This window comes from Pseudomonas sp. AC112 (assembly GCF_979253545.1).
Genome location: NZ_CEEDCM010000001.1, coordinates 2,208,522 through 2,230,747, shown reverse-complemented (window position 1 = coordinate 2,230,747; position 22,226 = coordinate 2,208,522). Strand labels below are relative to the sequence as shown.

The 22,226-nt window shown below is 62.4% G+C and carries 22 protein-coding genes; 12 read left to right on the top strand and 10 right to left on the bottom strand.

Annotation, left to right across the window (positions count from 1 at the left end; translation table 11 throughout):
• Positions 1–17: 17 nt before the first annotated feature.
• The 3 genes from rsmB to def all read right to left on the bottom strand — a co-directional run bounded on the left by rsmB (position 18) and on the right by def (position 2,854).
• The gene (gene rsmB / locus AC0IYN_RS10340; RefSeq protein ID WP_457247665.1) at positions 18–1,328 is read right to left on the bottom strand and encodes a 16S rRNA (cytosine(967)-C(5))-methyltransferase RsmB; all 1,311 of its coding nucleotides are present in this window, start codon (positions 1,326–1,328) and stop codon (positions 18–20) included.
• Positions 1,325–2,278 carry a methionyl-tRNA formyltransferase gene (gene fmt, locus AC0IYN_RS10335; protein WP_457239511.1) on the bottom strand — a complete coding sequence of 318 codons (954 nt, stop codon included), beginning with the start codon at positions 2,276–2,278 and terminating at the stop codon, positions 1,325–1,327. Before fmt ends, rsmB begins: the two co-directional genes overlap by 4 nt.
• A gap of 69 nt (positions 2,279–2,347) precedes the next feature.
• A complete protein-coding gene (gene def / locus AC0IYN_RS10330) occupies positions 2,348–2,854 on the bottom strand; it encodes a peptide deformylase (protein WP_457247666.1) in 507 nt (168 codons plus the stop codon).
• A gap of 135 nt (positions 2,855–2,989) precedes the next feature.
• Here def and AC0IYN_RS10325 point away from each other — a divergent pair, with 135 nt between their 5' ends.
• From AC0IYN_RS10325 to tsaC, 3 genes are all read left to right on the top strand, one after another.
• Positions 2,990–3,766 carry a peptidoglycan-binding protein gene (locus AC0IYN_RS10325; protein WP_458376148.1) on the top strand — a complete coding sequence of 259 codons (777 nt, stop codon included), beginning with the start codon at positions 2,990–2,992 and terminating at the stop codon, positions 3,764–3,766.
• Between the two features lie 63 nt (positions 3,767–3,829).
• A complete protein-coding gene (gene dprA / locus AC0IYN_RS10320; protein WP_457247668.1) occupies positions 3,830–4,924 on the top strand; it encodes a DNA-processing protein DprA in 1,095 nt (364 codons plus the stop codon).
• A 54-nt stretch (positions 4,925–4,978) separates the two neighbouring features.
• Positions 4,979–5,536, top strand: coding sequence for an L-threonylcarbamoyladenylate synthase type 1 TsaC (tsaC, locus tag AC0IYN_RS10315; RefSeq protein WP_003170728.1), 558 nt, complete (start codon positions 4,979–4,981; stop codon positions 5,534–5,536).
• Between the two features lie 94 nt (positions 5,537–5,630).
• Here tsaC and AC0IYN_RS10310 read toward each other — a convergent pair whose 3' ends face one another.
• Positions 5,631–6,608, bottom strand: a complete 978-nt coding sequence (locus tag AC0IYN_RS10310; protein WP_099493292.1) for a quinone oxidoreductase family protein — start codon at positions 6,606–6,608, stop codon at positions 5,631–5,633.
• Positions 6,609–6,767: 159 nt separating this feature from the next.
• Here AC0IYN_RS10310 and hemF point away from each other — a divergent pair, with 159 nt between their 5' ends.
• Both hemF and aroE read left to right on the top strand, forming a co-directional pair.
• Entirely contained in the window at positions 6,768–7,700 is a 933-nt protein-coding gene (hemF, locus tag AC0IYN_RS10305; RefSeq protein WP_457247984.1) for an oxygen-dependent coproporphyrinogen oxidase, read from the top strand.
• Positions 7,700–8,518, top strand: a complete 819-nt coding sequence (gene aroE, locus AC0IYN_RS10300) for a shikimate dehydrogenase (RefSeq protein WP_406596184.1) — start codon at positions 7,700–7,702, stop codon at positions 8,516–8,518. Before hemF ends, aroE begins: the two co-directional genes overlap by 1 nt.
• Before the next feature lie 120 nt (positions 8,519–8,638).
• Here the strand turns inward: aroE and AC0IYN_RS10295 are convergent, their stop codons facing one another.
• The 3 genes from AC0IYN_RS10295 to betC form a co-directional block, all read right to left on the bottom strand.
• Positions 8,639–10,207: a SulP family inorganic anion transporter gene (locus AC0IYN_RS10295; RefSeq protein WP_406596183.1), complete on the bottom strand. Its 1,569-nt coding sequence runs from the start codon at positions 10,205–10,207 to the stop codon at positions 8,639–8,641.
• Positions 10,208–10,340: 133 nt separating this feature from the next.
• Entirely contained in the window at positions 10,341–11,255 is a 915-nt protein-coding gene (gene choX / locus AC0IYN_RS10290) for a choline ABC transporter substrate-binding protein (RefSeq protein WP_406596182.1), read from the bottom strand.
• Between the two features lie 15 nt (positions 11,256–11,270).
• On the bottom strand, positions 11,271–12,785 hold the full coding sequence (gene betC / locus AC0IYN_RS10285) for a choline-sulfatase (protein ID WP_457247983.1): 1,515 nt from the start codon (positions 12,783–12,785) through the stop codon (positions 11,271–11,273).
• A gap of 103 nt (positions 12,786–12,888) precedes the next feature.
• Here betC and AC0IYN_RS10280 point away from each other — a divergent pair, with 103 nt between their 5' ends.
• The 6 genes from AC0IYN_RS10280 to AC0IYN_RS10255 all read left to right on the top strand — a co-directional run bounded on the left by AC0IYN_RS10280 (position 12,889) and on the right by AC0IYN_RS10255 (position 18,508).
• Positions 12,889–13,839 carry a choline sulfate utilization transcriptional regulator gene (locus tag AC0IYN_RS10280; RefSeq protein ID WP_406596180.1) on the top strand — a complete coding sequence of 317 codons (951 nt, stop codon included), beginning with the start codon at positions 12,889–12,891 and terminating at the stop codon, positions 13,837–13,839.
• Between the two features lie 31 nt (positions 13,840–13,870).
• Positions 13,871–14,200 (top strand): DOPA 4,5-dioxygenase family protein, encoded by a 330-nt coding sequence (locus AC0IYN_RS10275; protein ID WP_457238822.1) that lies wholly within the window; start codon positions 13,871–13,873, stop codon positions 14,198–14,200.
• 96 nt (positions 14,201–14,296) lie between these two features.
• Positions 14,297–15,256: a 2-dehydro-3-deoxygalactonokinase gene (locus AC0IYN_RS10270; protein ID WP_471841320.1), complete on the top strand. Its 960-nt coding sequence runs from the start codon at positions 14,297–14,299 to the stop codon at positions 15,254–15,256.
• A 1-nt stretch (position 15,257) separates the two neighbouring features.
• Complete coding sequence (locus AC0IYN_RS10265; protein WP_471841318.1) at positions 15,258–15,878, top strand: 2-dehydro-3-deoxy-6-phosphogalactonate aldolase; 621 nt, start codon at positions 15,258–15,260, stop codon at positions 15,876–15,878.
• Positions 15,879–15,925: 47 nt separating this feature from the next.
• Entirely contained in the window at positions 15,926–17,074 is a 1,149-nt protein-coding gene (gene dgoD / locus AC0IYN_RS10260) for a galactonate dehydratase (RefSeq protein WP_003170741.1), read from the top strand.
• Positions 17,075–17,200: 126 nt separating this feature from the next.
• On the top strand, positions 17,201–18,508 hold the full coding sequence (locus tag AC0IYN_RS10255) for an MFS transporter (RefSeq protein WP_406596176.1): 1,308 nt from the start codon (positions 17,201–17,203) through the stop codon (positions 18,506–18,508).
• Positions 18,509–18,599: 91 nt separating this feature from the next.
• Here AC0IYN_RS10255 and AC0IYN_RS10250 read toward each other — a convergent pair whose 3' ends face one another.
• From AC0IYN_RS10250 to trpB, 3 genes are all read right to left on the bottom strand, one after another.
• Positions 18,600–19,040: an anti-virulence regulator CigR family protein gene (locus tag AC0IYN_RS10250; RefSeq protein ID WP_028618615.1), complete on the bottom strand. Its 441-nt coding sequence runs from the start codon at positions 19,038–19,040 to the stop codon at positions 18,600–18,602.
• A 136-nt stretch (positions 19,041–19,176) separates the two neighbouring features.
• Entirely contained in the window at positions 19,177–19,986 is an 810-nt protein-coding gene (gene trpA / locus AC0IYN_RS10245) for a tryptophan synthase subunit alpha (protein ID WP_471841315.1), read from the bottom strand.
• Positions 19,986–21,212, bottom strand: a complete 1,227-nt coding sequence (gene trpB / locus AC0IYN_RS10240) for a tryptophan synthase subunit beta (RefSeq protein WP_078046223.1) — start codon at positions 21,210–21,212, stop codon at positions 19,986–19,988. Before trpB ends, trpA begins: the two co-directional genes overlap by 1 nt.
• Before the next feature lie 110 nt (positions 21,213–21,322).
• Here trpB and AC0IYN_RS10235 point away from each other — a divergent pair, with 110 nt between their 5' ends.
• On the top strand, positions 21,323–22,222 hold the full coding sequence (locus AC0IYN_RS10235) for a LysR family transcriptional regulator (protein WP_406596174.1): 900 nt from the start codon (positions 21,323–21,325) through the stop codon (positions 22,220–22,222).
• Positions 22,223–22,226: the final 4 nt, after the last annotated feature.

Genomic DNA, 22,226 nt, shown 5'->3' with positions numbered 1-22,226 from the left:
CACTCCCTTAAAACCATTCAGCCGCGCGCGGCGGCGATCTTGATCAGTTTGGCGTAGTAGAAGCCATCGTGTCCGCCTTCTTGCGCGAGCAATTGGCGGCCATGGGGCTGCTTGATGCCGGCCGTGGTGGCAAGGTCCAACTCCCGGGCGCCGCTGGTGCGGGCGAGGAAGGCTTCGATCACCTCGGTGTTTTCCGTCGGCAACGTGGAGCAGGTGGCATAGAGCAGGATGCCGCCGACTTCCAGGGTTGGCCACAGCGCGTCGAGCAACTCGCCTTGCAATACGGCCAGCGCGGCGATGTCGTCGGGTTGGCGGGTGAGCTTGATGTCCGGGTGGCGACGGATCACCCCAGTGGCGGAGCACGGCGCATCGAGCAGGATGCGCTGGAACGGTTTGCCGTCCCACCAGGTGGCGGTGTCGCGGCCGTCGGCGGCGATCAGTTCGGCGCTGAGGCCCAGGCGAGCGAGGTTTTCGCGCACGCGTACGAGGCGCTTGGCTTCCAGGTCGACAGCCACCACACCGGCGAGGTCTTGTTGCACTTCAAGGATGTGGCAGGTCTTGCCGCCCGGCGCGCAGCAGGCATCCAGCACGCGTTGGCGGGGCGCCAGGTCGAGCAGGTCGGCAGCCAGTTGCGCCGCTTCATCCTGCACGCTGATCCAGCCTTCGGCAAAGCCCGGCAGGCTGCGCACATCGGTGGCCGCTTCGAGCACGATGCCGTCGACGCTGTACACGCACGCCGTGGCATTGATGCCGGCGGTGGCGAGCAATTGCAGGTAGGCGTCACGGCGGTGGTGACGACGGTTGACCCGCAGGATCATCGGCGGGTGCGCGTTGTTCGCCGCGCAAATGGCTTCCCACTGCTCAGGCCAGAACGCCTTCAGGGACTTTTGCAGCCAGCGCGGATGGGCGGTGCGCACCACCGGGTCATGTTCCAATTCGGCCAGCAGTGCTTCGCTTTCGCGCTGGGCGCGGCGCAGCACGGCATTGAGCAGGGCTTTGGCCCAAGGTTTTTTCAGCTTGTCGGCGCAACCGACCGTTTCGCCGATCGCGGCGTGAGCGGGGACGCGGGTATAGAGCAACTGATACAGGCCCACCAGCAGCAGCGCCTCGACATCCGCATCGGCGGCCTTGAACGGCTTCTGCAGCAGCTTGGCCGCCAGCGCCGACAAGCGTGGCTGCCAGCGCGCTGTGCCAAAGGCCAGGTCCTGGGTGAAACCGCGATCGCGGTCTTCAACCTTGTCCAGCTGGGTCGGCAATGAACTGTTCAGCGACGCCTTGCCGTTGAGGACGGCGGCGAGAGCCTTGGCGGCGGCCAGACGCGGGTTCATTGGGCGATCACCCCAAGGACGGTGCCCAGGGCAAATTTCTCACGACGGCTGTTGAACAAATCGCTGAAATTAAGCGCCTTGCCCCCGGGCAATTGCAGACGGGTCAGGCACAGCGCCTGATCGCCGCAAGCGACCAACAGGCCGTCCTTGCTGGCGCCGATGATTTCACCGGGCGCGCCTTTGCCTTCGGCCAGGCTGGCGGCCAGCACTTTCAAGGCTTCGCCATTAAGCGTGCTGTGGCAGATCGGCCACGGGTTGAAGGCGCGTACCAGGCGTTCCAGCTCCACGGCCGGGCGGCTCCAGTCGATGCGCGCTTCGTCTTTGTTGAGTTTGTGGGCGTAGGTTGCCAGGCTGTCGTCCTGGACTTCACCTTCCAGGGTGCCGGCAGCCAGGCCGGCAATGGCCTGGATCACGGCAGGCGGGCCCAGCTCGGCAAGGCGGTCGTGCAGGCTGCCGCCGGTGTCTGCGGCGGTGATCGGGGTGGTGACTTTCAGCAACATCGGGCCGGTGTCCAGGCCAGCCTCCATGCGCATCACGGTCACGCCGCTTTCGCTGTCGCCGGCTTCCACGGCCCGCTGGATCGGCGCCGCCCCGCGCCAGCGTGGCAGCAGCGAGGCATGGCTGTTGATGCAGCCCAGGCGTGGGATATCCAGTACCCCTTGCGGCAGGATCAAGCCGTAGGCAACGACCACCAACAGGTCTGGCTTGAGCGCCGCCAGTTCGGCCTGGGCCTCGGCATTGCGCAAGGTCGGCGGTTGCAGCACGGGAATGTTGTGCTCCAGCGCCAACTGCTTGACCGGGCTCGGCATCAGTTTTTGCCCGCGACCGGCCGGGCGATCCGGCTGGGTGTACACCGCGACGATGTCATAAGGGCTGGCAAGCAGCGCCTTGAGGTGTTCGGCGGCAAATTCGGGGGTACCGGCAAAAACAATGCGCAGTGGCTCGGTCATGGGAGTTCTCGGTTAAAAGCAGTCACAAAAGAAAAAGGCTTGCCGCAGCAAGCCTTTGGAAGAAGGGCATCAAGCTTGCTGGCGATGCTTTTTTTCCAGCTTCTTCTTGATCCGGTCGCGCTTGAGCGTGGACAGGTAGTCGACAAACAGCTTGCCGTTGAGGTGGTCGCATTCGTGCTGGATGCACACCGCCAGCAGGCCTTCGGCAATCAGCTCGAACGGCTTGCCGTCGCGGTCCAGGGCCTTGATCTTCACGCGCAGCGGGCGTTCGACGCTCTCGTAGAACTCCGGCACCGACAGGCAGCCTTCCTGGTATTCACCCATCTCGTCGGTCAGCGGTTCGAACTCTGGGTTGATGTACACCATCGGTTCGCTGCGATCTTCCGACAGGTCCATGACCACGACGCGCAGATGCACGTTGACCTGGGTCGCGGCGAGGCCGATGCCCGGGGCTTCATACATTGTTTCAAACATGTCATCGACCAACTGACGAACCTTGTCGTCCACTACGGCCACCGGTTTGGCGATCGTGCGCAGGCGCGAGTCGGGGAATTCGAGGATGTTCAAAATAGCCATAAGCGTAATTGCTGCACATGTGAGGTAGAGGCAAATCGGCGTTGGGATGGACCCAGACAGCCGGTGTGAAACGTCCCTAAGCCGCGAAGGCCCTGGCATTTCACGCGAACGCACATAATAAAGGAGATTCACCCCATGAGGAAATCGCTACTCGTCTTGCTGCTGTGGGCCCCGCTTGCCCTGGCCCTGCTGCCCCAGCCCGTCCAGCGTCTGGATCAACCGACGCAACAGGCCATACAGCGCTTTTTACTGCATAACCGCATTCTTGATTCGCCCCAGGATCTGGACAACGCCCCTTACATTATCGCCGCCGATGCAGGGCGTGTGCTGGGGGCTAACGGTGAGCGGGTGTATGCCCGAGGCAACCTGGAACCTTCCCAACCCCATTACGGAATATTCCGACGCGGTAAGGTCTATACCGACCCTCAGACCCAGGAACTGCTGGGCATCAATGCCGACGACATCGGCACGGCGCAATTTGTCGTCGCCGGCGACCTGACGACCCTGGCCGTACAGCGGGTCACCCAAGAGGTGCGCCCCGGCGACCGCCTGTTACGCGCGGAGTCTCCCGTCGACCCGGCGACTTTTTCGCGCAAGCCAAGCGCGGCTTTTGTGGAAGGGAAAATCATCGATATCCCCAAAGGCGTCACCCAGATCGGCGTGCTCGATACCGTCACCCTCAACAGAGGTCGCCGCGATGGCCTGGCCGAAGGCCAACTGCTCAGCGTGATCAAGACCGGCGCCACCGTCCGCGACACCCTCACTGGTGCCCCGGTGGCACTTCCCGATGAGCGCGCCGGCACCCTGCTGGTGTTTCGCACCTACGAAAAGCTCAGTTACGGCCTAGTGCTCAGTGCCTCACGACCCTTGGCGGTGATGGACCGTTTCGAGACTGCTCATCAAACACAATAAATAGCCTGCTAAATAAGTTACCAACAGAGTTATCCACAGCTTGTTCTGGTCAAGGACGATCCAATGAATCCGATAAACAGTCATGAAATATCCCCGTCAGAAATGGAAGCCCGACTACGCTTGCACAGGCTGCCGGAACTGGGTCCGAAACGTTTTCACCTACTGATCGAAGCGTTCGGCTCTGCGTCGAAGGCGATCAGCGCCCCCGCCAGTGCCTGGCGTTCACTGGGCTTGCCTGCCACCAGTGCCGATGCCCGGCGCAGTCATGAAATCCGCGACGGTGCCAGTGCGGCATTGGCCTGGCTGGCGTGCCCGGGCCAGCATTTGCTGATGTGGGACCAGCCGGAGTACCCCGCGTTGCTCGCCCAGATAGATGACGCGCCACCGCTGTTATTCGTTGCCGGCGACCCTCTGATCCTGGAAAAACCGCAACTGGCGATAGTGGGCAGCCGTCGTGCATCCCGTCCTGGCATGGACACCGCGGCTGCGTTTTCCCGCAGTTTGGCGAGCGCGGGTTTTGTCATCACCAGCGGCCTGGCCTTGGGCATTGACGGCGCCGCCCATCAAGCGGCATTGGACGTGGGCGGCCAGACAATCGGCGTGCTCGGCACCGGGCTTGAAAATTTTTATCCACAGCGCCACAAACGGTTGGCAGCGGCGATGATTGACCAAGGCAGCGCCGTGGTTTCCGAGTTTCCCCTGGACGCTCCGCCCCAGGCCGGCAACTTCCCCAGGCGTAACCGCATCATCAGTGGCCTGTCCCTGGGCGTGCTGGTGGTGGAAGCCAGCATGGCCAGCGGTTCGCTGATCACCGCGAAACTGGCGGCCGAGCAGGGACGGGAGGTGTATGCCATTCCGGGTTCCATCCACCATCCCGGCGCCAAGGGCTGTCATCAGTTGATCCGCGACGGTGCGATGTTGGTGGAAACCATCGAGCACATTCTTGAAGGGTTGCGCGGCTGGCAGGCGCTGTCCCGCCCGACGCCGATCCCTGTCGTGCATCCGCTGGTGGCGCTGCTGCACGCGGCACCCCACACCAGTGAGGCGCTGTCGATTGCCAGTGGGCGGCCGTTGTCCCAGGTGTTGGCGACCCTGACCGAGCTTGAGCTCGAAGGCCAGGTCATCTGCGAAAGCGGACGCTGGCTTGCGCGCTGCTAGGTTTTGTAACGAAGATCGGTAAACTGCGCAGAGCTTTAGTCTGGAGAGTGAACAATGGTCAACCGGTGGCGTGTGCTGGAAACCGCACGAGAAATTCGCGCAGGCGCAGTGATTGCCTATCCAACCGAAGCGGTTTGGGGCTTGGGCTGCGACCCGTGGAACGAAGAAGCAGTGGACCGTTTGCTCGCCATCAAGAACCGTTCGGTGGACAAGGGCCTGATCCTGGTGGCGGACAACATTCGCCAGTTCGACTTCCTGTTTGAAGACTTCCCGCAGGATTGGATCGACCGCATGGCCAGCACCTGGCCGGGGCCGAACACCTGGCTGGTACCGCATCAGGATTTGCTGCCGGAATGGGTAACGGGTGTGCACGACACCGTGGCGCTGCGCGTGACGGACCATCCATTGGTGCGCGACTTGTGCTCACTGGTGGGACCGTTGATTTCTACTTCGGCCAACCCGCAGGGCCGCCCGGCGGCGCGCACGCGGATTCGCGTGGAGCAATACTTCCGTGGCCAAGTGGACCTGGTGTTGGGTGGCGCCCTGGGTGGGCGCAAGAACCCGAGCCTGATTCGCGATCTGGTGACGGGTGAGGTGGTGCGGCCTTCTTGAGACCGAGGTGTGGCTGATCGCCGGCAAGCCGGCTCCTACAGAAAGCTCACAGTCGCTGTAGGAGCCGGCTTGCCGGCGATAGCACCCTGAAGCCTTACGGCAACAGAATGGTCGACCCCGTCGTGCGCCGCCCCGACAACTCCGTCTGTGCCTTCGCCGCTTCCGCCAGCGGGTAGCGCTGGTTGATATCAATGCGCACCTTCCCGCTCTTGATCATCGAGAACAGGTCATCGGCCATCGCCTGCAGGTTCTGTGGGTTGTTGGCGTAGGTCGCCAGGGTTGGCCGGGTGACGTACAGCGAGCCCTTGGCCGACAGGATCCCCAGGTTCACCCCGTCCACTGCGCCTGACGCATTGCCGAAGCTCACCACCAGCCCACGCGGCGCTACGCTGTCCAGCGAGGTCAGCCAGGTGTCCTTGCCGACACCGTCATACACCACCGGGACTTTTTTGCCGTCGGTCAATTCCAGCACGCGCTGTGCGACGTCTTCCTTGCTGTAGTCGATGGTTTCCCAGGCGCCGAGGGATTTGGCCAGCGCGGCTTTTTCCGGCGAACTCACGGTCCCGATCAGCTTGACGCCCAGGGCCTTGGCCCATTGGCAGGCCAGGGAGCCCACGCCACCTGCGGCGGCATGGAACAGGATGGTTTCGCCGCCTTTGAGTTCATAGGTCTGGCGCAACAGGTACTGCACGGTCAGGCCCTTGAGCATGGCGCCGGCGGCTTGTTCGAAGCTGATGTCGTCTGGCAGGTGCACCAGGTTGGCGGCGGGCAACACATGCAGTTGGCTGTAGGCGCCCAGCGGGCCGCTGCCGTAGGCCACGCGGTCGCCGACCTTGAATTGGGTGACTTCGCTACCGACAGCGTCGACTACGCCAGCGCCCTCTGCGCCCAACCCCGATGGCAACGCGGGTGGCGCATACAGGCCGCTGCGGAAATAGGTGTCGATGAAGTTGAGGCCGATCGCCTCGTTGCGCACGCGAACCTGCTGCGGGCCCGGCTCGGCCGGCGTGTAGTCCACATACTCAAGTACATCGGGGCCGCCATGGGCGCTGAACTGGATACGTTTTGCCATCTGCCTTCTCCTTGGGTCGAATTCGCGTAGCCCCCTATCCCACTCCTAAGCTTGATCTTCGTCAACTGCGGCGCAACGGGGTGCAGTGGTATCCTGTGCGCCCATTTGCCGCCGACGCCCAATGGCCTCGCGTAGCTTTGCCCGATTCAAGGTGATGCCATGACTACCCGCACCGAGGCTGTAAAGGCCTACCTGCTTGACCTGCAAGACCGTATTTGCAGCGCCCTGGAAACCTTCGAGACGGACACTCGCTTTATCGAAGACGCCTGGACCCGGCCTGCCGGTGGCGGTGGTCGCACCCGTGTGATCGAAAACGGCTCGGTGATCGAAAAAGGCGGCGTTAACTTTTCCCACGTGTTTGGCAGCGGCCTCCCACCGTCCGCCAGCGCGCATCGGCCTGAACTGGCCGGCCGTGGTTTTGAGGCCCTGGGCGTGTCGCTGGTGATCCACCCACACAATCCTCATGTGCCGACTTCCCACGCCAATGTGCGTTTTTTCATCGCCGAAAAAGAAGGCGAAGAGGCGGTGTGGTGGTTCGGCGGCGGTTTCGACCTGACGCCTTACTACGGCAACGAAGAAGACTGCATCCACTGGCACCGCGTTGCCGAGCAGGCCTGTGCGCCGTTCGGACCGGACGTGTATTCGCGCTACAAGGCCTGGTGCGACACCTACTTCCACATCAAGCACCGCAACGAACCGCGCGGCATCGGCGGCCTGTTCTTCGATGATCTGAACGAATGGGACTTTGATACCTGCTTCGCCTTCATCCGCGCCATCGGCGACGCGTACATCGACGCTTACCTGCCGATCGTGCAGCGCCGCAAGGCCACCGCCTACACCGAGCAGCAGCGCGAATTCCAGGAATTCCGTCGTGGCCGCTACGTAGAATTCAACCTGGTCTATGACCGTGGCACCCTCTTCGGCCTGCAGTCGGGCGGGCGCACCGAGTCGATCCTGATGTCGCTGCCGCCGCAAGTGCGCTGGAGCTATGACTGGAAGGCCCAGGCCGGCAGCGAAGAGGCACGCCTCACCGACTACTTCCTGCAAGACCGCGACTGGCTGGGCGTTGCCGCGCCCAAGGCGGCTGTCTGATGGACCGTTATGTCGTCTTCGGCAATCCCATCGGCCACAGTAAGTCACCGCTGATCCACCGGATGTTCGCCGAGCAGACGGGCGAGCAACTGGACTACAGCACCTTGCTGGCGCCCTTGGAGGATTTCACCGGCTGCGCCCGTGAGTTTTTTCAACAAGGCCGTGGTGCGAACGTCACCGTACCGTTCAAGGAAGACGCCTTCCGCTTGGCCAATACCTTGACCGAACGCGCCCAACGCGCGGGCGCGGTGAACACCCTGAGCAAGCTGGCCGATGGCAGTCTGTTGGGCGACAACACCGACGGCGCCGGGCTGGTGCGCGACCTCACGGTCAACGCCGGGTTGAGCCTGCAAGGCAAACGCATCCTGTTGTTGGGCGCCGGAGGCGCGGTGCGCGGCGCTTTGGAACCGTTGTTGGCCGAACAGCCCGCTTCGCTGATCATCGCCAATCGAACCGTGGAAAAGGCCGAACTACTCGCCGAGTTGTTCGATGATCTTGGCCCGGTGTCCGCCAGTGGTTTCGACTGGCTGCGTGAGCCGGTGGACGTGATCATCAATGCCACCTCCGCCAGCTTGTCAGGCGATGTACCGCCGATTGCCGGCAGCCTGATCGAGCCGGGCAAGACGTTTTGCTACGACATGATGTACGCCAAGGAGCCGACCGCGTTCTGCCGCTGGGCCAACGAACAAGGCGCAGCCGTGGCAATGGATGGCCTGGGCATGCTGGTTGAGCAAGCGGCGGAGGCCTTCTTCCTGTGGCGCGGTGTGCGCCCGGATTCGGCGCCCGTATTGGCTGAACTGCGCCGCCAGTTGGCTTGACATAGCGCTGGCACGGGCACGGACATTGTAGGAGCCAGCTTGCCGGCGATTGGCCCTCAAGACGTGTACTGACCTCGCGGGCGCTATCGCCGGCAAGCCGAGCTCCTACAGGGGTTGGGTTCAGTCTTCGAAATGGAGCGGGCACTTGTCGGCCCCCTCCAGCTTCTTAAGTTCTTCAACGACCTGTGGCCGCGCCCGACGCAACGTCAAGCTGCGCCCCAACCCCCGCAAGCGCCGCGCCTCCTGGTGCAGCATCTCCACCCCGGAATAGTCGATAAAGTTGATCTGCTGCGCCTCGATCACCACCCGTTCGCCCTGCAGGCTTTGCAGGCGCACTTGCAGGTAGTGGCTGGCGCCGAAAAAGATCGAACCGCCCACTCGCAGCACATCCTCATCACCATCGCGCCATTGCTGAACCCGTGGCTGCGACGTGCGCTTGAGGTAGAAAAACAGCGACGCCAGTACCCCGGCATAAATCGCTGTTTGCAGCTCCAGCAGCCAGGTGGCGACGCAGGTGAGGCCCATCACCACGAATTCGGCGCGACTGACGCGGAATAAAGCGCGAATACCGCGACGGTCCACCAGCCCCCAACTGATCAGCAAGATGCTCGCTGCCATGCTCGGGATCGGAATATGGGCGATCAATGCCGCGCCAAACAGCGCAAACAGTGCCACCCACAATGCGGAAAACACGCCCGCCAACGGCGAACAGGCGCCCGCCTCGTAGCTGAGACCAGAGCGTGTGAACGAACCGGCTGACAAATACCCGGAGAAAAATCCGCCAACGATGTTGGATAAGCCCTGCGCACGCACTTCCTGATTGGCGTCGAGCAATTGCTGCGAACGCGCCGACAGCGAGCGGGCAATCGACAGGCTGGTCACCAACCCCAGCATGCCCAGCGCCACGGCGCTCGGCAGCAGGCGCAGGATCACGTCCAGGTCCATCGGCAACGGGCTGAACGGCGGCAGTTTACCGATAAACGAACTGACCAGCGCCACATGCCCGAACATCGCCGGCCACAGCCACGCCACCAGGCTGCCCAGTGCCAGGGCGATCAACAGGGTCGGCCAGCGCGGTACGAGGTATTTGAGCAGTGCGCCAACCAGCAAGGTACCGAGCCCGAGAGTGAGTGAGGCATGATCCCATTCGCCACTATGGTGGATCAGTGCCAGCAGGCTATTGATTGCCGTGGCCTGGCTCGGTAGGTCCAGCCCCAACAGGTTGGGCAACTGTCCCAGGGCGATCACCACCGCGGCGCCCAGGGTGAAACCGAGCACCACCGAATGGGAGACAAAATTCACCAGCGCGCCAAAACGCAGCATGCCCAGTAGCCACTGGAAAACCCCGGCGAGGAAGGTGAGCAACAGGATCAGGGTGATGTAGTCCTGTGAGCCCGGCACGGCCAGCGGGCTGACGCTGGCGTAGAGCACAATGGAAATCGCCGCCGTGGGGCCGCAGATCAGGTGCCAGGACGAACCCCAGAGGCAGGCGATCAGCACTGGGATGATCGCGGCGTATAGGCCGTATTCGGGTGGGAGACCGGCGATCAGCGCGTAGGCAATTGACTGTGGCAAGGCGAGAACCGCGCCACTGAGGCCCACCATCGCATCCCGGCCAACGCTGGCGCGGGTCTGGCGCGGGAGCCAGGCGAGGAAGGGGAAAAGTGTATGGCGGTTGGGCCGGGGCATCGGGCTGCTCGAAATACTGTAGGAGCTGGCTTGCCAGCGAAGGTGGCTAACGATAACGCGGGTTGTCTGAAAAAACGCGGCGTTTTCGAGTGCTTCGCCGGCAAGCCGGCTCCTACAGGGGGTGATGTTGCATTCAGAGTTTGGCTTTTACAGCGGCCAGCGCATCCTTACCCTCTACGGTCTTCACGCCATCCAGCCACTTATCCAATACCGCCGGGTTGGCCTTGATCCACGCCTTCGCCGCATCGGCATTGCTGACCTTGTTGTTGGCTACCTCGGCCATGATGCTGTTTTCCATTTCCTGGGTAAAACTCAGGTTGGTCAGCAGCTTTCCTACGTTCGGGCAGGCTTGTGCATAGCCCTTGCGGGTCAAGGTATACACGCTGCCGGTGTCACCAAAATATTTCTCGCCGCCTTTGAGGTAGTGCATTTTCAACTGCACGTTCATCGGGTGCGGGGTCCAGCCGAGGAAGGTCACGAACTTCTGCTTTTTAACGGCGCGCGACACTTCGGCGAGCATCGCTTGTTCGCTGGACTCCACCAACTTCCACTGGCCGAGCGCGAAGTCGTTTTTCTTGATGATTTCCTGCAACGAAATATTCGCCGGCGCGCCGGAGCCGATGCCGTAGATCTTCTTGTCGAACTTGTCCGCGAATTTATTCAGGTCGGCAAAGTCATGCACGCCGGCGTCCCATACATAGTCGGGCACGGCGAGGGTGAACTCGGTGCCGTCGAGGTTCTTCGCCAGTTGCACCACGTCGCCATTGGCCACGAACTTGTCATAGAAGCCCTGCTGCGCCGGCATCCAGTTGCCCAGGAACACATCCACCTGGCCGTCCTTGAGCCCGCCAAACGTAATCGGCACCGCCAGGGTGTCGACCTTGGGTTTGTAGCCCATGCCCGTCAGGAGGAAACCGGTGATGGCATTGGTGGCCGCGATGTCGCTCCAGCCCGGATCGGCCATCTTTACCGTTTCACAACTGGCGTCTGCGTAAACATTGGCGCTTCCCAGCGCCAGGAGCCCCAGCATCACAGTTAACTTTTGCATGGCCTTCCCTCAGTGTTATTGGTTTTGGCAGGGTTGTGGATAACGTGCCTTGCGCTCCAGGTCGTCGAGGTCGATATGGTTGCGCATGTATTGCTGACTGGCGTCCACCAGTGGCTGGTGATCCCAGCTCTTCAGCTTGCCCTGGGTCAGTGCTTCAAACACCAGACGACGGCGACGTTGGCTGGCGAGCACCTGCTGGTGGATCGCCGGGATGTCCCATTTGGCCCGCGCCTCGTCCAGGAAGGCTGCAAACAGCGCCTGATGCTGCGGCGACTGGCTGAGTTCTTCCTGCTCCCGAGGGTCGTTGTGTACATCGAACAGTAGACAAGGGTCGTCTTCGCTGTAGATGAATTTGTAGGCGCCACGGCGAATCATCATCAGCGGGCCGATGGTGCCTTCGGCCATGTATTCCCCAAAGACTTCGTCGTGTCCGCCCTGCCCTCGCAAGTGCGGGACCAGCGAGCGGCCGTCCAGCGGCAGGCGCGGGTCGAGCTCGCCGCCGGCCAATTCCACCAGGGTCGGCAGCAGGTCGGCGGTGGACACGGCTTTGCTGACGCGGCCCGCCGCGAATTGCCCTGGCGCACTGATCAGCAGCGGTACGCGGGCGGCCATTTCAAACCAGTGCATTTTGTACCAGAGGCCCCGCTCGCCGAGCATGTCGCCGTGGTCGCCGGAGAAGATGATGAGGGTGTCATCGGCCAGGCCGGTGTCTTCCAGGGTCTGCAGCAGCTTGCCGACATTGCTGTCGATGTAGCTGCACGCGCCGAAATAGGCACGGCGTGCGTCGCGGATCTTATCCACAGGCAGCGGCTTGTCCCACAGGTCGTAGACCTTGAGCAGGCGCTGGGAGTGTGGGTCGAGATCGCCTTGCGCAGGGGTCGTAGGCAAAGGGATGTCGGCGTCTTCGTACAGGTCCCAGAACGGCTTGGGAATGGTGTACGGGTCATGAGGGTGGGTCATCGACACCGTCAAGCAGAACGGCTGGTCGCCGTCTTCGCGGATATGGTCGAACAGGTATTGCTGGGCTTTGAACACCACCTCTTCGTCGAAATCCAGCTGGTTGGTGCGCACGCACGGTCCGGCTTGCAGCACCGACGACATGTTGTGGTACCAAGTGGGCCGTACGTCCGGCTCGTCCCAGTTCACCGCCCAGCCATAGTCGGCGGGGTAGATGTCGCTGGTCAGGCGTTCTTCGTAGCCATGCAACTGGTCGGGACCACAGAAGTGCATCTTGCCCGACAACGCGGTGCGATAGCCGAGGCGGCGCAGGTAGTGGGCATAGGTCGGCACATCGGCGGGGAAATCAGCCGCGTTGTCGTAGGCGCCGATCTTGCTCGGCAACTGGCCACTCACCAGGGTGAAGCGCGACGGTGCGCACAGCGGGCTGTTGCAATAGGCGGCATCGAACACCACGCCTTGTGCGGCGAGGCGGCTCAAATTCGGTAGTTTGATAGGCGAAGAACCGTAGAACGGAAGCAACGGCGCGGCCATTTGATCGGCCATGATGAAAAGAATGTTCTTGCGCTTCATGATCTATCGGCATTCCATAGGCGGTGTTTATGCGAATGAGCATGCAGTCCATGCAAAATGGGGTAAAGCCCCTGAAAAGCAATGTCTAGGATAAGCACAGCTTATGTATGAAGCCCTTGGTGACCTGTCCCTCGATTTGCTGCGTGCCTTTGAAGCGGCAGCCCGTCATCGCAGCTTTACCGCCGCAGCGATGGAGCTGGGCACCACCCAGCCGGCCATCAGCCAGCAGATCAAGCGCCTGGAAGAACAACTGGCGATCCGCCTGTTTGATCGCATCTACCGTGGCATCGAACTCACCGATGCTGGCGCCTTGCTGTTCGAGCATGTGCAGGGCGGTTTGCAGGCCATCAACGCGGGCCTCAGTGCGATCACCCAGCAGGATCAGCACGAAGTGCTGCAAGTGGCCACCGACTTCGCCTTCGCTGCCTATTGGCTGATGCCGCGCCTGCATCGATTTCACGCGGCGAACCCCCAGGTGGATGTGAGCCTGGTCACCAGCGAACGCAACCACGCGACCTTGCGCAGCGACATTGATGTGGCGGTGCTGTTTGGCGACGGTCGTTTCAAGCAAGGCGACAGCCTGTGGCTATTTAACGAGGAAGTGTTCCCGGTGTGCAGCCCGCAGTGGCTCAAGGCACAGGCCAGCCCACTGTCTGTACAAAATTTGCACGATTTTCCCTTGTTGCACCTGCGCCAGGAAAACAACAGCCAGTGGTTCGACTGGAGCGGTGTGTTTCGCGAACTGGGCATCGCCAGCGCACCTACGCCCGGGCAACTGCGCTTTGATAACTACACCCTATTGATTCAAGCCGCGATTGCCGGCCAGGGCGTGGCCATTGGCTGGCGCCATTTGGTGGACAACCTGCTGGAGCAGAACTGGCTCTGCCGGCCGATCAACGACACGGTGATCTCGCGTTTTGGCTATTACGTGGTGCAGCCCCAGCGCAAACGCCGGGGGCAGTTGGTGGAACGGTTTGTCGACTGGCTGGTGGCCGAGCAAGCCAGCAGCGCGCAGTCCTTGACCGGGCTGGCCCTGCCGTCGATTGCGGTCTAGCATCTGGCGCATATTGGATCCGGAGGCCGTCATGCAACGTATCAAGGGTTACCACGCCCATATCTACTTCGACGCACACACGATCGACCAGGCGCGCACCTTGTGCGAAGACGCCGCCAAACTTTTCCCGTTGCGCATGGGGCGCGTGCACGAACGCCCGGTGGGCCCGCACCCGGACTGGAGCTGCCAGCTGGCGTTCGAGCCGGAATACATCGGCGTGGTGCTGCCGTGGCTGGTGATCCATCGCAATGGCCTGGTGGTTTTTTTGCACCCGGAAACCGGTGATGACCTGAAGGACCACACTGACTATGCCGTCTGGATGGGGGCGATGCGGGAGCTGAACCTGTCAGCCTTTTCTTAAATGGTGTCCCTAAATATGGGATTGATATTTATATATTGAGACTTCTGTTCACGTAGGTTTATATTCGCTGCATCCGCTCAGAACTCAGGTGAAGCGATGCAGGCGCAATTGATCGCGCTCGATTGGGGAACCAGCTCCCTTCGTGCTTATAAACTCGGCCCCGCCGGCGTGGTGCTGGAACAGCGCTCGCTGGGGTGGGGCATCATGCATTTGCCCAGCGAACCCCGGGACATTGCCGGCGTGCGCTGCAGCGATGGCTTCGAGTTGGCGTTCGATGCGGCGTGCGGGGATTGGCTCGACGGCCAGCCGGGGTTACCGGTAATTGCCTGTGGCATGGTCGGCAGCGCCCAGGGCTGGAGCGAAGCGGCCTATCGCAACACCCCGATCGACGTGGCGAGCCTGGGCCAGGCCCTGCACCGCGTGCGCAGTTTGCGTGGGGTCGATGTGCACATCGTGCCAGGCGTGATCGAGCAGGTCGGCTTGCCCAACGTGATGCGTGGCGAAGAAACCCAAGTGCTGGGCGTACTGCAAGGGCTGGGCGCCGATGGGTTGATCGGCCTGCCCGGCAGCCATTCCAAGTGGGTCGAGGTGGTCGAAGGCTGCATTACTCATTTCGACACCTTCATGACTGGCGAGCTGTTCGCCGTACTGAGTAAACACAGCATTCTCGGACGCACCCAGCAACCCAGCGATCGATTCCAGGCCGACGCCTTTGACCGAGGCGTGCAGGTGGCGCTGTCAGAGGACGGCCAGCGCGGTGTGCTGTCGACCCTGTTCAGCGCACGCACCCTGGGGCTCACCGGCGAACTCGCCCCTGACCAACAGCCCGATTACCTGTCCGGCTTGCTTATCGGCCATGAACTCGCCGGTCTGCCCGACAGCGCAAAACACCAGCCGATCGTCCTGGTCGGCGCCGCTCCCCTCTGCGCCCGCTATCAACGCGCCCTCGCCCTTTGCGGCTTTGCCCACGTCAGCCTGGCACAGGAAGCCACCGAGCGTGGCCTGTGGCAACTGGCCGTAGCGGCCGGGCTCACTCAACCTGTACTGGAGGCCTGACATGCTCAAGCAAGCACTCGCGCAAAACGGTTTGATCGCCATCCTGCGCGGCATTCGCCCGGACGAAGCCCAGGCTGTCGGCCAGGTGCTGTACCAGGCGGGGTTTCGGGTGATCGAAGTCCCGCTGAATTCGCCTGATCCCTACACCAGTATCCGCACCCTGCGCGACAGCCTGCCCGCCGATTGCCTGATCGGTGCCGGCACGGTGTTGACGCTTGAGCAAGTCGAGCAGGTGAAGGCTGCCGGTGGTCAGGTAATCGTAATGCCTCACAGCGATGCCAAGGTGTTGCGCGCCGCCAAAGCCGCAGGCCTGTTCCTGTCGCCGGGTGTGGCGACGCCGACCGAAGCCTTCGCCGCATTGGCCGAAGGCGCCGACGTTTTGAAGCTGTTCCCGGCCGAGCAAATGGGCCCGGCGGTGATCAAGGCGTGGCTGGCGGTATTGCCGGCAGGCACTTTGCTGCTGCCGGTCGGCGGCATTACCCCGGACAACATGCAGGTGTTCACCGACGCCGGCGCGAAAGGCTTCGGGTTGGGTTCCGGGTTGTTCAAACCGGGTATGACCGTGGATCAGGTAGCGAGCCGCGCCCAGGCTTATGTCGCCGCCTGGAAAGCCCTGAACTGAATCAAGTTTCGCGCCCACAGGCGCCGCATCTATAAGAGAGATAACAGATGAAAATCACCAAACTGACGACCTTTATCGTCCCGCCGCGCTGGTGCTTCCTCAAGGTCGAGACCGACCAGGGCGTGACCGGCTGGGGTGAGCCCGTGGTCGAAGGCCGCGCTCACACCGTGGCGGCTGCCGTTGAAGAACTGTCCGACTACCTGATCGGCAAAGACCCGCGCAACATTGAAGACATCTGGACCGTGCTCTATCGCGGCGGCTTTTATCGCGGCGGCGCCGTGCACATGAGCGCCCTCGCCGGTATCGACCAGGCGTTGTGGGACATCAAGGGCAAGGCCCTCGGTGTGTCCGTCAGCGACTTGCTCGGTGGCCAGGTGCGCGACAAGATCCGCGTGTACTCATGGATCGGCGGCGACCGCCCCGCCGACACCGCCCGCGCCGCCAAAGAGGCCGTGGCCCGTGGCTTCACGGCGGTAAAAATGAACGGCACCGAAGAGCTGCAGTTCGTCGACAGCTTCGAAAAGGTCGACCTGGCCCTGGCCAACGTCGCCGCCGTGCGTGATGCGGTCGGCCCCAACGTCGGCATCGGCGTCGACTTCCATGGCCGCGTGCACAAGCCCATGGCCAAGGTGCTGATGAAGGAACTCGACCCGTACAAACTAATGTTCATCGAAGAGCCGGTGCTCAGCGAAAACTACGAAGCGCTGAAAGAACTCGCACCGCTGACCAGCACGCCGATTGCCCTGGGCGAGCGCCTGTTCTCGCGCTGGGACTTCAAGCGTGTGCTCAGCGAAGGTTACGTCGACATCATCCAGCCGGATGCGTCCCACGCCGGTGGCATCACCGAAACCCGCAAGATCGCCAACATGGCCGAAGCCTACGACGTGGCGCTGGCCCTGCACTGCCCGCTGGGCCCGATTGCCCTGGCGGCGTGCCTGCAACTGGACGCGGTTTGCTACAACGCGTTTATCCAGGAGCAAAGCCTGGGCATTCACTACAACGAGAGCAACGACCTGCTCGACTACGTGCGCGACCCGGGCGTGTTCGACTATGACCAGGGCTTTGTGAAGATCCCTAATGGGCCGGGGCTGGGTATTGAGATCAATGAGGAATACGTGATCGAACGCGCGGCTATCGGCCACCGCTGGCGCAACCCGATCTGGCGCCACGCCGACGGCAGCTTCGCCGAGTGGTAAGCACCGCTTACCGGTAGGAGCCGGCTTGCCGGCGATTGCGGTGGATCAGCCACTGCCGGTGTCGTCGGCAAGCCGGCTCCTACAAGTTGATCCATACCTCAATAAGCATAAGAAGAGGCACCCCCCATGCACCCTGAATCCTTCACCGGGCAGGCATCTTTAGTCACGCCTACCAGAAAGCGTTTCTTCATCATGGTGCTGCTGTTCATCACCGTGGTGATCAACTACCTCGACCGCAGCAACCTGTCCATCGCCGCCCCGGCCCTGACCAGTGAACTGGGGATCGACCCGGTGCACGTCGGGCTGATTTTCTCTGCGTTCGGCTGGACCTACGCCGCCATGCAGATTCCCGGCGGTTGGCTGGTGGACCGCGTGCCGCCGCGTATTCTCTACACGGCGGCGCTGCTGTTGTGGTCTATCGCCACCGTCATGCTCGGCTTCGCGGCCAGCTTTATCGCGCTGTTTGTGTTGCGCATGGCGGTAGGGGCTTTAGAGGCCCCGGCCTATCCGATCAACAGCCGCGTAGTCACCACCTGGTTCCCTGAGCGCGAGCGCGCCACGGCGATTGGCGTCTATACCTCCGGGCAGTTTGTCGGGCTGGCATTCCTGACGCCGGTACTGGCCTGGCTGCAGCATGCATTTGGCTGGCACATGGTGTTTGTCGCGACTGGTGGCGTGGGGATCCTGTGGGCAGTTATCTGGTACGCGGTGTACCGCGAACCGAAAGACTTCAAAGGCGCGAACGCCGCTGAAATCGACCTGATCCGTGAAGGTGGCGGTTTGGTTGATATGCAGGAAAAAGCTGCCAAGACGCCCTTCAGTTGGGTCGACTTGGGCATCGTGTTGAGCAAGCGCAAGCTGTGGGGCATCTACCTGGGGCAGTTCTGCCTCAACTCCACGCTGTGGTTCTTCCTGACCTGGTTCCCGACCTACCTGGTGAAATACCGCGGCATGGACTTCATCAAGTCCGGCTTGCTGGCGTCATTACCATTCCTCGCGGCATTTGTCGGCGTGCTGTGTTCCGGGATCTTTTCCGACTGGCTGATTCGTCGTGGCGCGTCGGTGGGCTTTGCCCGCAAGTTGCCGATCATCGGCGGGCTGCTGATTTCCACGGCGATCATCGGCGCCAACTACGTGGACTCGACGGCGTGGGTGATTGCGTTCCTGGCGGTGGCGTTCTTTGGCAATGGCCTGGCGTCGATCACCTGGTCGCTGGTGTCGACCCTGGCACCGGCCCGCCTGTTGGGGCTGACCGGTGGGGTGTTCAACTTCATCGGCAACCTGTCGGCGATTGCCACGCCGATCGTGATTGGCTTTCTGGCCAGTGGCGATTCGTTTGCACCGGCGATTACCTATATCGCGGTGCTGGCGTTGCTCGGGGCGCTGTCCTACGTGTTGCTCGTAGGCAAAGTCGAACGCATCGAACTCAAATAACCACAGCCCCACCTTGTAGGAGCCGGCTTGCCGGCGATAGCGCCCTCAAGACCGCCATCGCCGGCAAGACGGCTCCTACAGTGGGTGGGTTTCAGTTGAGCACGCCGTCGAGGATCTCGTAGACGATGCCCGTACCCACGGCGATCAACACCACGTCAGGCCCCGAACGGCGCCATTCATAACCGGGATACACCGGCAGGCGTGCCAGGGCGCGGTTGTCGAGGCGTTCGCCGTAGTAGCCGCGGGGCAGCGGCTGGCCACGCACCAGGCGCACGTTTGGCGGTGGCGGTGCGCCACGGGCGAACTGGCCGTGGTTGTCGTGGATGATCTGCCGAACCGGGCCGAAGTCCTGGGGCGGGCCGCCGCGACGGTTGTCCTGCGGGCCGCGATGGTCGTCGCCACGTTGTTCGTGCTGGCCTTGCGGGCCGCCACGGTCGGGGCCGCCTTGGTCATACGGCGCGGCCTGCACCAGGGCACTGGCGCCAAGCACCAGCACGCCAAGGCCTGCAATCACGGATTTAGGCATTTTCATCGGGTATTCCTCAGGGCACACAAGCAAAAAAGGGATTTCGAACGAGGTTCGAAATCCCTTGGTCTTGCTGTTTAGGCCGTGCCCGAGCGGGTTGATTCCTCTGTATCAGGAACTTTACCTACTGCTTACGGGGCCCTTACTTACGTGCGTTACGCACGCCTTCCGACAGCGCTGCACACAAGCCCAACACGCCATCGATGGCTTGCTGGTCGTCGCTGGCGTTGGCGATGTGGTCGATCAGCGCCGAACCCACCACCACACCGTCGGCCAGGCGGGCAATGGCCGCTGCTTGTTCCGGTGTGCGGATACCAAAACCGATGCTGATCGGCAGGTCGGTATGGCGACGCAGGCGGGTCACGGCTTCTTCGACGTGCTCCAGGGTCGCAGCGCCAGCACCGGTCACACCGGCCACCGACACGTAGTACACAAAACCGGAGCTGCCATTCAGCACTGTCGGCAAGCGCACATCGTCGGTGGTTGGCGTGGTCAGGCGGATAAAGTCGATGCCAGCGGCCTGGGCCGGGTCGCACAGTTCGCCGTTATGCTCGGGCGGCATGTCGACCACGATCAGGCCATCCACGCCCGCTTCCTTGGCATCGGCAATGAATGCCGGCACGCCGTATTTGTGAATCGGGTTGAAGTAGCCCATCAACACCAGAGGCGTGTCGTGGTTGTCCTGGCGGAACTCACGGACCATCTGCAGGGTTTTTACCAGGTTCTGCTTGGCTTCCAGCGCGCGGATGTTGGCCAGTTGGATGGCCGGGCCGTCCGCCATTGGATCGGTGAAGGGCATGCCCAACTCGATCACGTCGGCACCAGCGGCTGGCAAGCCCTTGAGGATCGCCAGCGAAGTGTCATAACCCGGGTCGCCGGCCGTGACGAAGGTCACCAGCGCGGCGCGATTCTGTTCTTTAAGTTGTGCGAAGCGGGTTTGCAGGCGGCTCATCAGTGTTTCTCCTGCTTGGCGGTTTCCATATGGTGCATCACGGTCTGCATGTCTTTGTCGCCACGGCCAGACAGGTTAACCACCATCAGGTGATCCTTCGGCAGGGTCGGTGCGCGTTTGAACACTTCGGCCAGGGCGTGGGCGCTTTCCAGGGCAGGAATGATGCCTTCCAGGCGGCAGCACTTGTGGAACGCGTCCAGGGCTTCGTCGTCGGTCACCGAGGTGTACTGGACGCGACCGATGTCGTGCAACCAGGCGTGTTCCGGGCCGATGCCAGGGTAATCCAGGCCTGCGGAGATGGAGTGGGCGTCGATGATCTGGCCGTCGTCATCCTGCAGCAGGAACGTACGGTTGCCGTGCAGTACGCCGGGTACGCCACCGTTGAGGCTGGCGGCGTGCTTGCCGGTCTCGATGCCGTGGCCGGCCGCTTCAACGCCGATGATCTCGACGCTGGTGTCGTCCAGGAACGGGTGGAACAGGCCCATGGCGTTGGAGCCACCGCCGATGCACGCCACCAGGCTGTCCGGCAGGCGGCCTTCCTGGGCTTGCAACTGGTCGCGGGTTTCCTTGCCGATCACGGCCTGGAAGTCGCGCACCATCGCAGGGTACGGGTGCGGGCCGGCCACGGTGCCGATCAGGTAGAAGGTGCTGTCGACGTTGGTCACCCAGTCACGCAGGGCTTCGTTCATCGCGTCTTTCAGGGTGCCGGTGCCGGCTACCACCGGGATCACTTCCGCGCCCAGCAGCTTCATGCGGAACACGTTGGCCTGCTGGCGCTCGATGTCGGTGGTGCCCATGTAGATCACGCATTGCAGGCCGAAGCGTGCAGCCACGGTGGCAGTGGCCACGCCGTGCATGCCGGCGCCGGTCTCGGCGATGATGCGTTTCTTGCCCATGCGCCGGGCCAGCAGGATCTGGCCGATGCAGTTGTTGATCTTGTGCGCGCCGGTGTGGTTCAGCTCTTCGCGCTTGAGGTAGATCTTGGCGCCGCCGCAGAACTCGGTCAGGCGCTCGGCGAAATACAGCGGGCTTGGACGACCGACATAATCGCGTTGGAAGTAGGCCAATTCTTCTTTGAATGCAGGATCTTCCTTGGCCGCTTCGTATTCGCGGGCCAGGTCGAGGATCAACGGCATCAGGGTTTCAGCGACGTAGCGGCCGCCGAACGCGCCAAACAGGCCGTTGGCGTCAGGGCCGTTGCGCAGATCGGTCTGGGACTGAGTCATGGGGCGCTCCAGGAAATAATTCGTGTGAGAGGCAATGACGGCCACTCTACCCCTCACATCTGGTGCTGAAAACCGATAAGATCGCCGAAACCTGTCAGGAAAACTCACAGATGAGCCGAGACCTTCCTCCCCTCAATGCCTTGCGCGCTTTTGAAGCCACCGCGCGGCTGAACAGCGTCAGCCAGGCCGCCGAGCAATTGCACGTGACCCACGGCGCCGTCAGCCGACAATTGAAGGTGCTGGAGGAGCACTTGGGGGTGAGTTTGTTTGTCAAGGATGGGCGCGGCCTTAAACTCACAGATTCAGGTGTTCGCCTGCGCGATGCCAGTGCCGAAGCGTTCGAGCGGTTGCGGGATGTGTGTGCAGAGCTGACCCAGGCCAGTGCCGATGCACCTTTCGTGCTTGGCTGTTCGGGCAGCTTGCTGGCGCGTTGGTTGATCCCACGCCTGGGACGTTTGAACGCGGACCTGCCGGACCTGCGCCTGCACCTGTCGGCGGGTGACGGTGATCTCGATCCTCGCCGCCCAGGACTGGATGCCCTGCTGGTGTTCGCCGAGCCACCCTGGCCCGCCGACATGCAGGTGTATGAATTGGCCAGTGAACGCATCGGCCCGGTGATGAGCCCACGGTTTGCCGGCTACGAGCGCTTGCGCCAGGCACCCGCCCAGGCCTTGTGTGATGAAGCGTTGTTACACACCACGTCTCGCCCGCAAGCCTGGCCCAGTTGGGCGCAGCAACACGGCATTGCGCCCGACGCGTTGAAACACGGCCAGGGGTTCGAGCATTTGTATTATTTGCTGGAGGCAGCGGTGGCAGGATTAGGTGTTGCGATTGCGCCAGAACCGCTGGTGGCAGAGGACCTGCGCGCGGGTCGCCTGGTGGCGCCGTGGGGTTTCAGCAAAACCCCGGCGCACCTGGCGTTGTGGCTACCCAAGCGCGCCGCAGACGGGCGCGCCGGGCAACTGGCGCAATGGCTCAAGGCTGAGCTGTTACGCCAGCCTGGCCGGTAAAACT

Excerpts from the sequence above, each read along its gene's own strand:
- rsmB (WP_457247665.1), bottom strand. The coding sequence starts at position 1,328 with ATGAACCCGCGTCTGGCCGCCGCCAAGGCTCTCGCCGCCGTCCTCAAC.
- fmt (WP_457239511.1), bottom strand. The coding sequence starts at position 2,278 with ATGACCGAGCCACTGCGCATTGTTTTTGCCGGTACCCCCGAATTTGCC.
- def (WP_457247666.1), bottom strand. The coding sequence starts at position 2,854 with ATGGCTATTTTGAACATCCTCGAATTCCCCGACTCGCGCCTGCGCACG.
- AC0IYN_RS10325 (WP_458376148.1), top strand. The coding sequence starts at position 2,990 with ATGAGGAAATCGCTACTCGTCTTGCTGCTGTGGGCCCCGCTTGCCCTG.
- dprA (WP_457247668.1), top strand. The coding sequence starts at position 3,830 with ATGAATCCGATAAACAGTCATGAAATATCCCCGTCAGAAATGGAAGCC.
- tsaC (WP_003170728.1), top strand. The coding sequence starts at position 4,979 with ATGGTCAACCGGTGGCGTGTGCTGGAAACCGCACGAGAAATTCGCGCA.
- AC0IYN_RS10310 (WP_099493292.1), bottom strand. The coding sequence starts at position 6,608 with ATGGCAAAACGTATCCAGTTCAGCGCCCATGGCGGCCCCGATGTACTT.
- hemF (WP_457247984.1), top strand. The coding sequence starts at position 6,768 with ATGACTACCCGCACCGAGGCTGTAAAGGCCTACCTGCTTGACCTGCAA.
- aroE (WP_406596184.1), top strand. The coding sequence starts at position 7,700 with ATGGACCGTTATGTCGTCTTCGGCAATCCCATCGGCCACAGTAAGTCA.
- AC0IYN_RS10295 (WP_406596183.1), bottom strand. The coding sequence starts at position 10,207 with ATGCCCCGGCCCAACCGCCATACACTTTTCCCCTTCCTCGCCTGGCTC.
- choX (WP_406596182.1), bottom strand. The coding sequence starts at position 11,255 with ATGCAAAAGTTAACTGTGATGCTGGGGCTCCTGGCGCTGGGAAGCGCC.
- betC (WP_457247983.1), bottom strand. The coding sequence starts at position 12,785 with ATGAAGCGCAAGAACATTCTTTTCATCATGGCCGATCAAATGGCCGCG.
- AC0IYN_RS10280 (WP_406596180.1), top strand. The coding sequence starts at position 12,889 with ATGTATGAAGCCCTTGGTGACCTGTCCCTCGATTTGCTGCGTGCCTTT.
- AC0IYN_RS10275 (WP_457238822.1), top strand. The coding sequence starts at position 13,871 with ATGCAACGTATCAAGGGTTACCACGCCCATATCTACTTCGACGCACAC.
- AC0IYN_RS10270 (WP_471841320.1), top strand. The coding sequence starts at position 14,297 with ATGCAGGCGCAATTGATCGCGCTCGATTGGGGAACCAGCTCCCTTCGT.
- AC0IYN_RS10265 (WP_471841318.1), top strand. The coding sequence starts at position 15,258 with ATGCTCAAGCAAGCACTCGCGCAAAACGGTTTGATCGCCATCCTGCGC.
- dgoD (WP_003170741.1), top strand. The coding sequence starts at position 15,926 with ATGAAAATCACCAAACTGACGACCTTTATCGTCCCGCCGCGCTGGTGC.
- AC0IYN_RS10255 (WP_406596176.1), top strand. The coding sequence starts at position 17,201 with ATGCACCCTGAATCCTTCACCGGGCAGGCATCTTTAGTCACGCCTACC.
- AC0IYN_RS10250 (WP_028618615.1), bottom strand. The coding sequence starts at position 19,040 with ATGAAAATGCCTAAATCCGTGATTGCAGGCCTTGGCGTGCTGGTGCTT.
- trpA (WP_471841315.1), bottom strand. The coding sequence starts at position 19,986 with ATGAGCCGCCTGCAAACCCGCTTCGCACAACTTAAAGAACAGAATCGC.
- trpB (WP_078046223.1), bottom strand. The coding sequence starts at position 21,212 with ATGACTCAGTCCCAGACCGATCTGCGCAACGGCCCTGACGCCAACGGC.
- AC0IYN_RS10235 (WP_406596174.1), top strand. The coding sequence starts at position 21,323 with ATGAGCCGAGACCTTCCTCCCCTCAATGCCTTGCGCGCTTTTGAAGCC.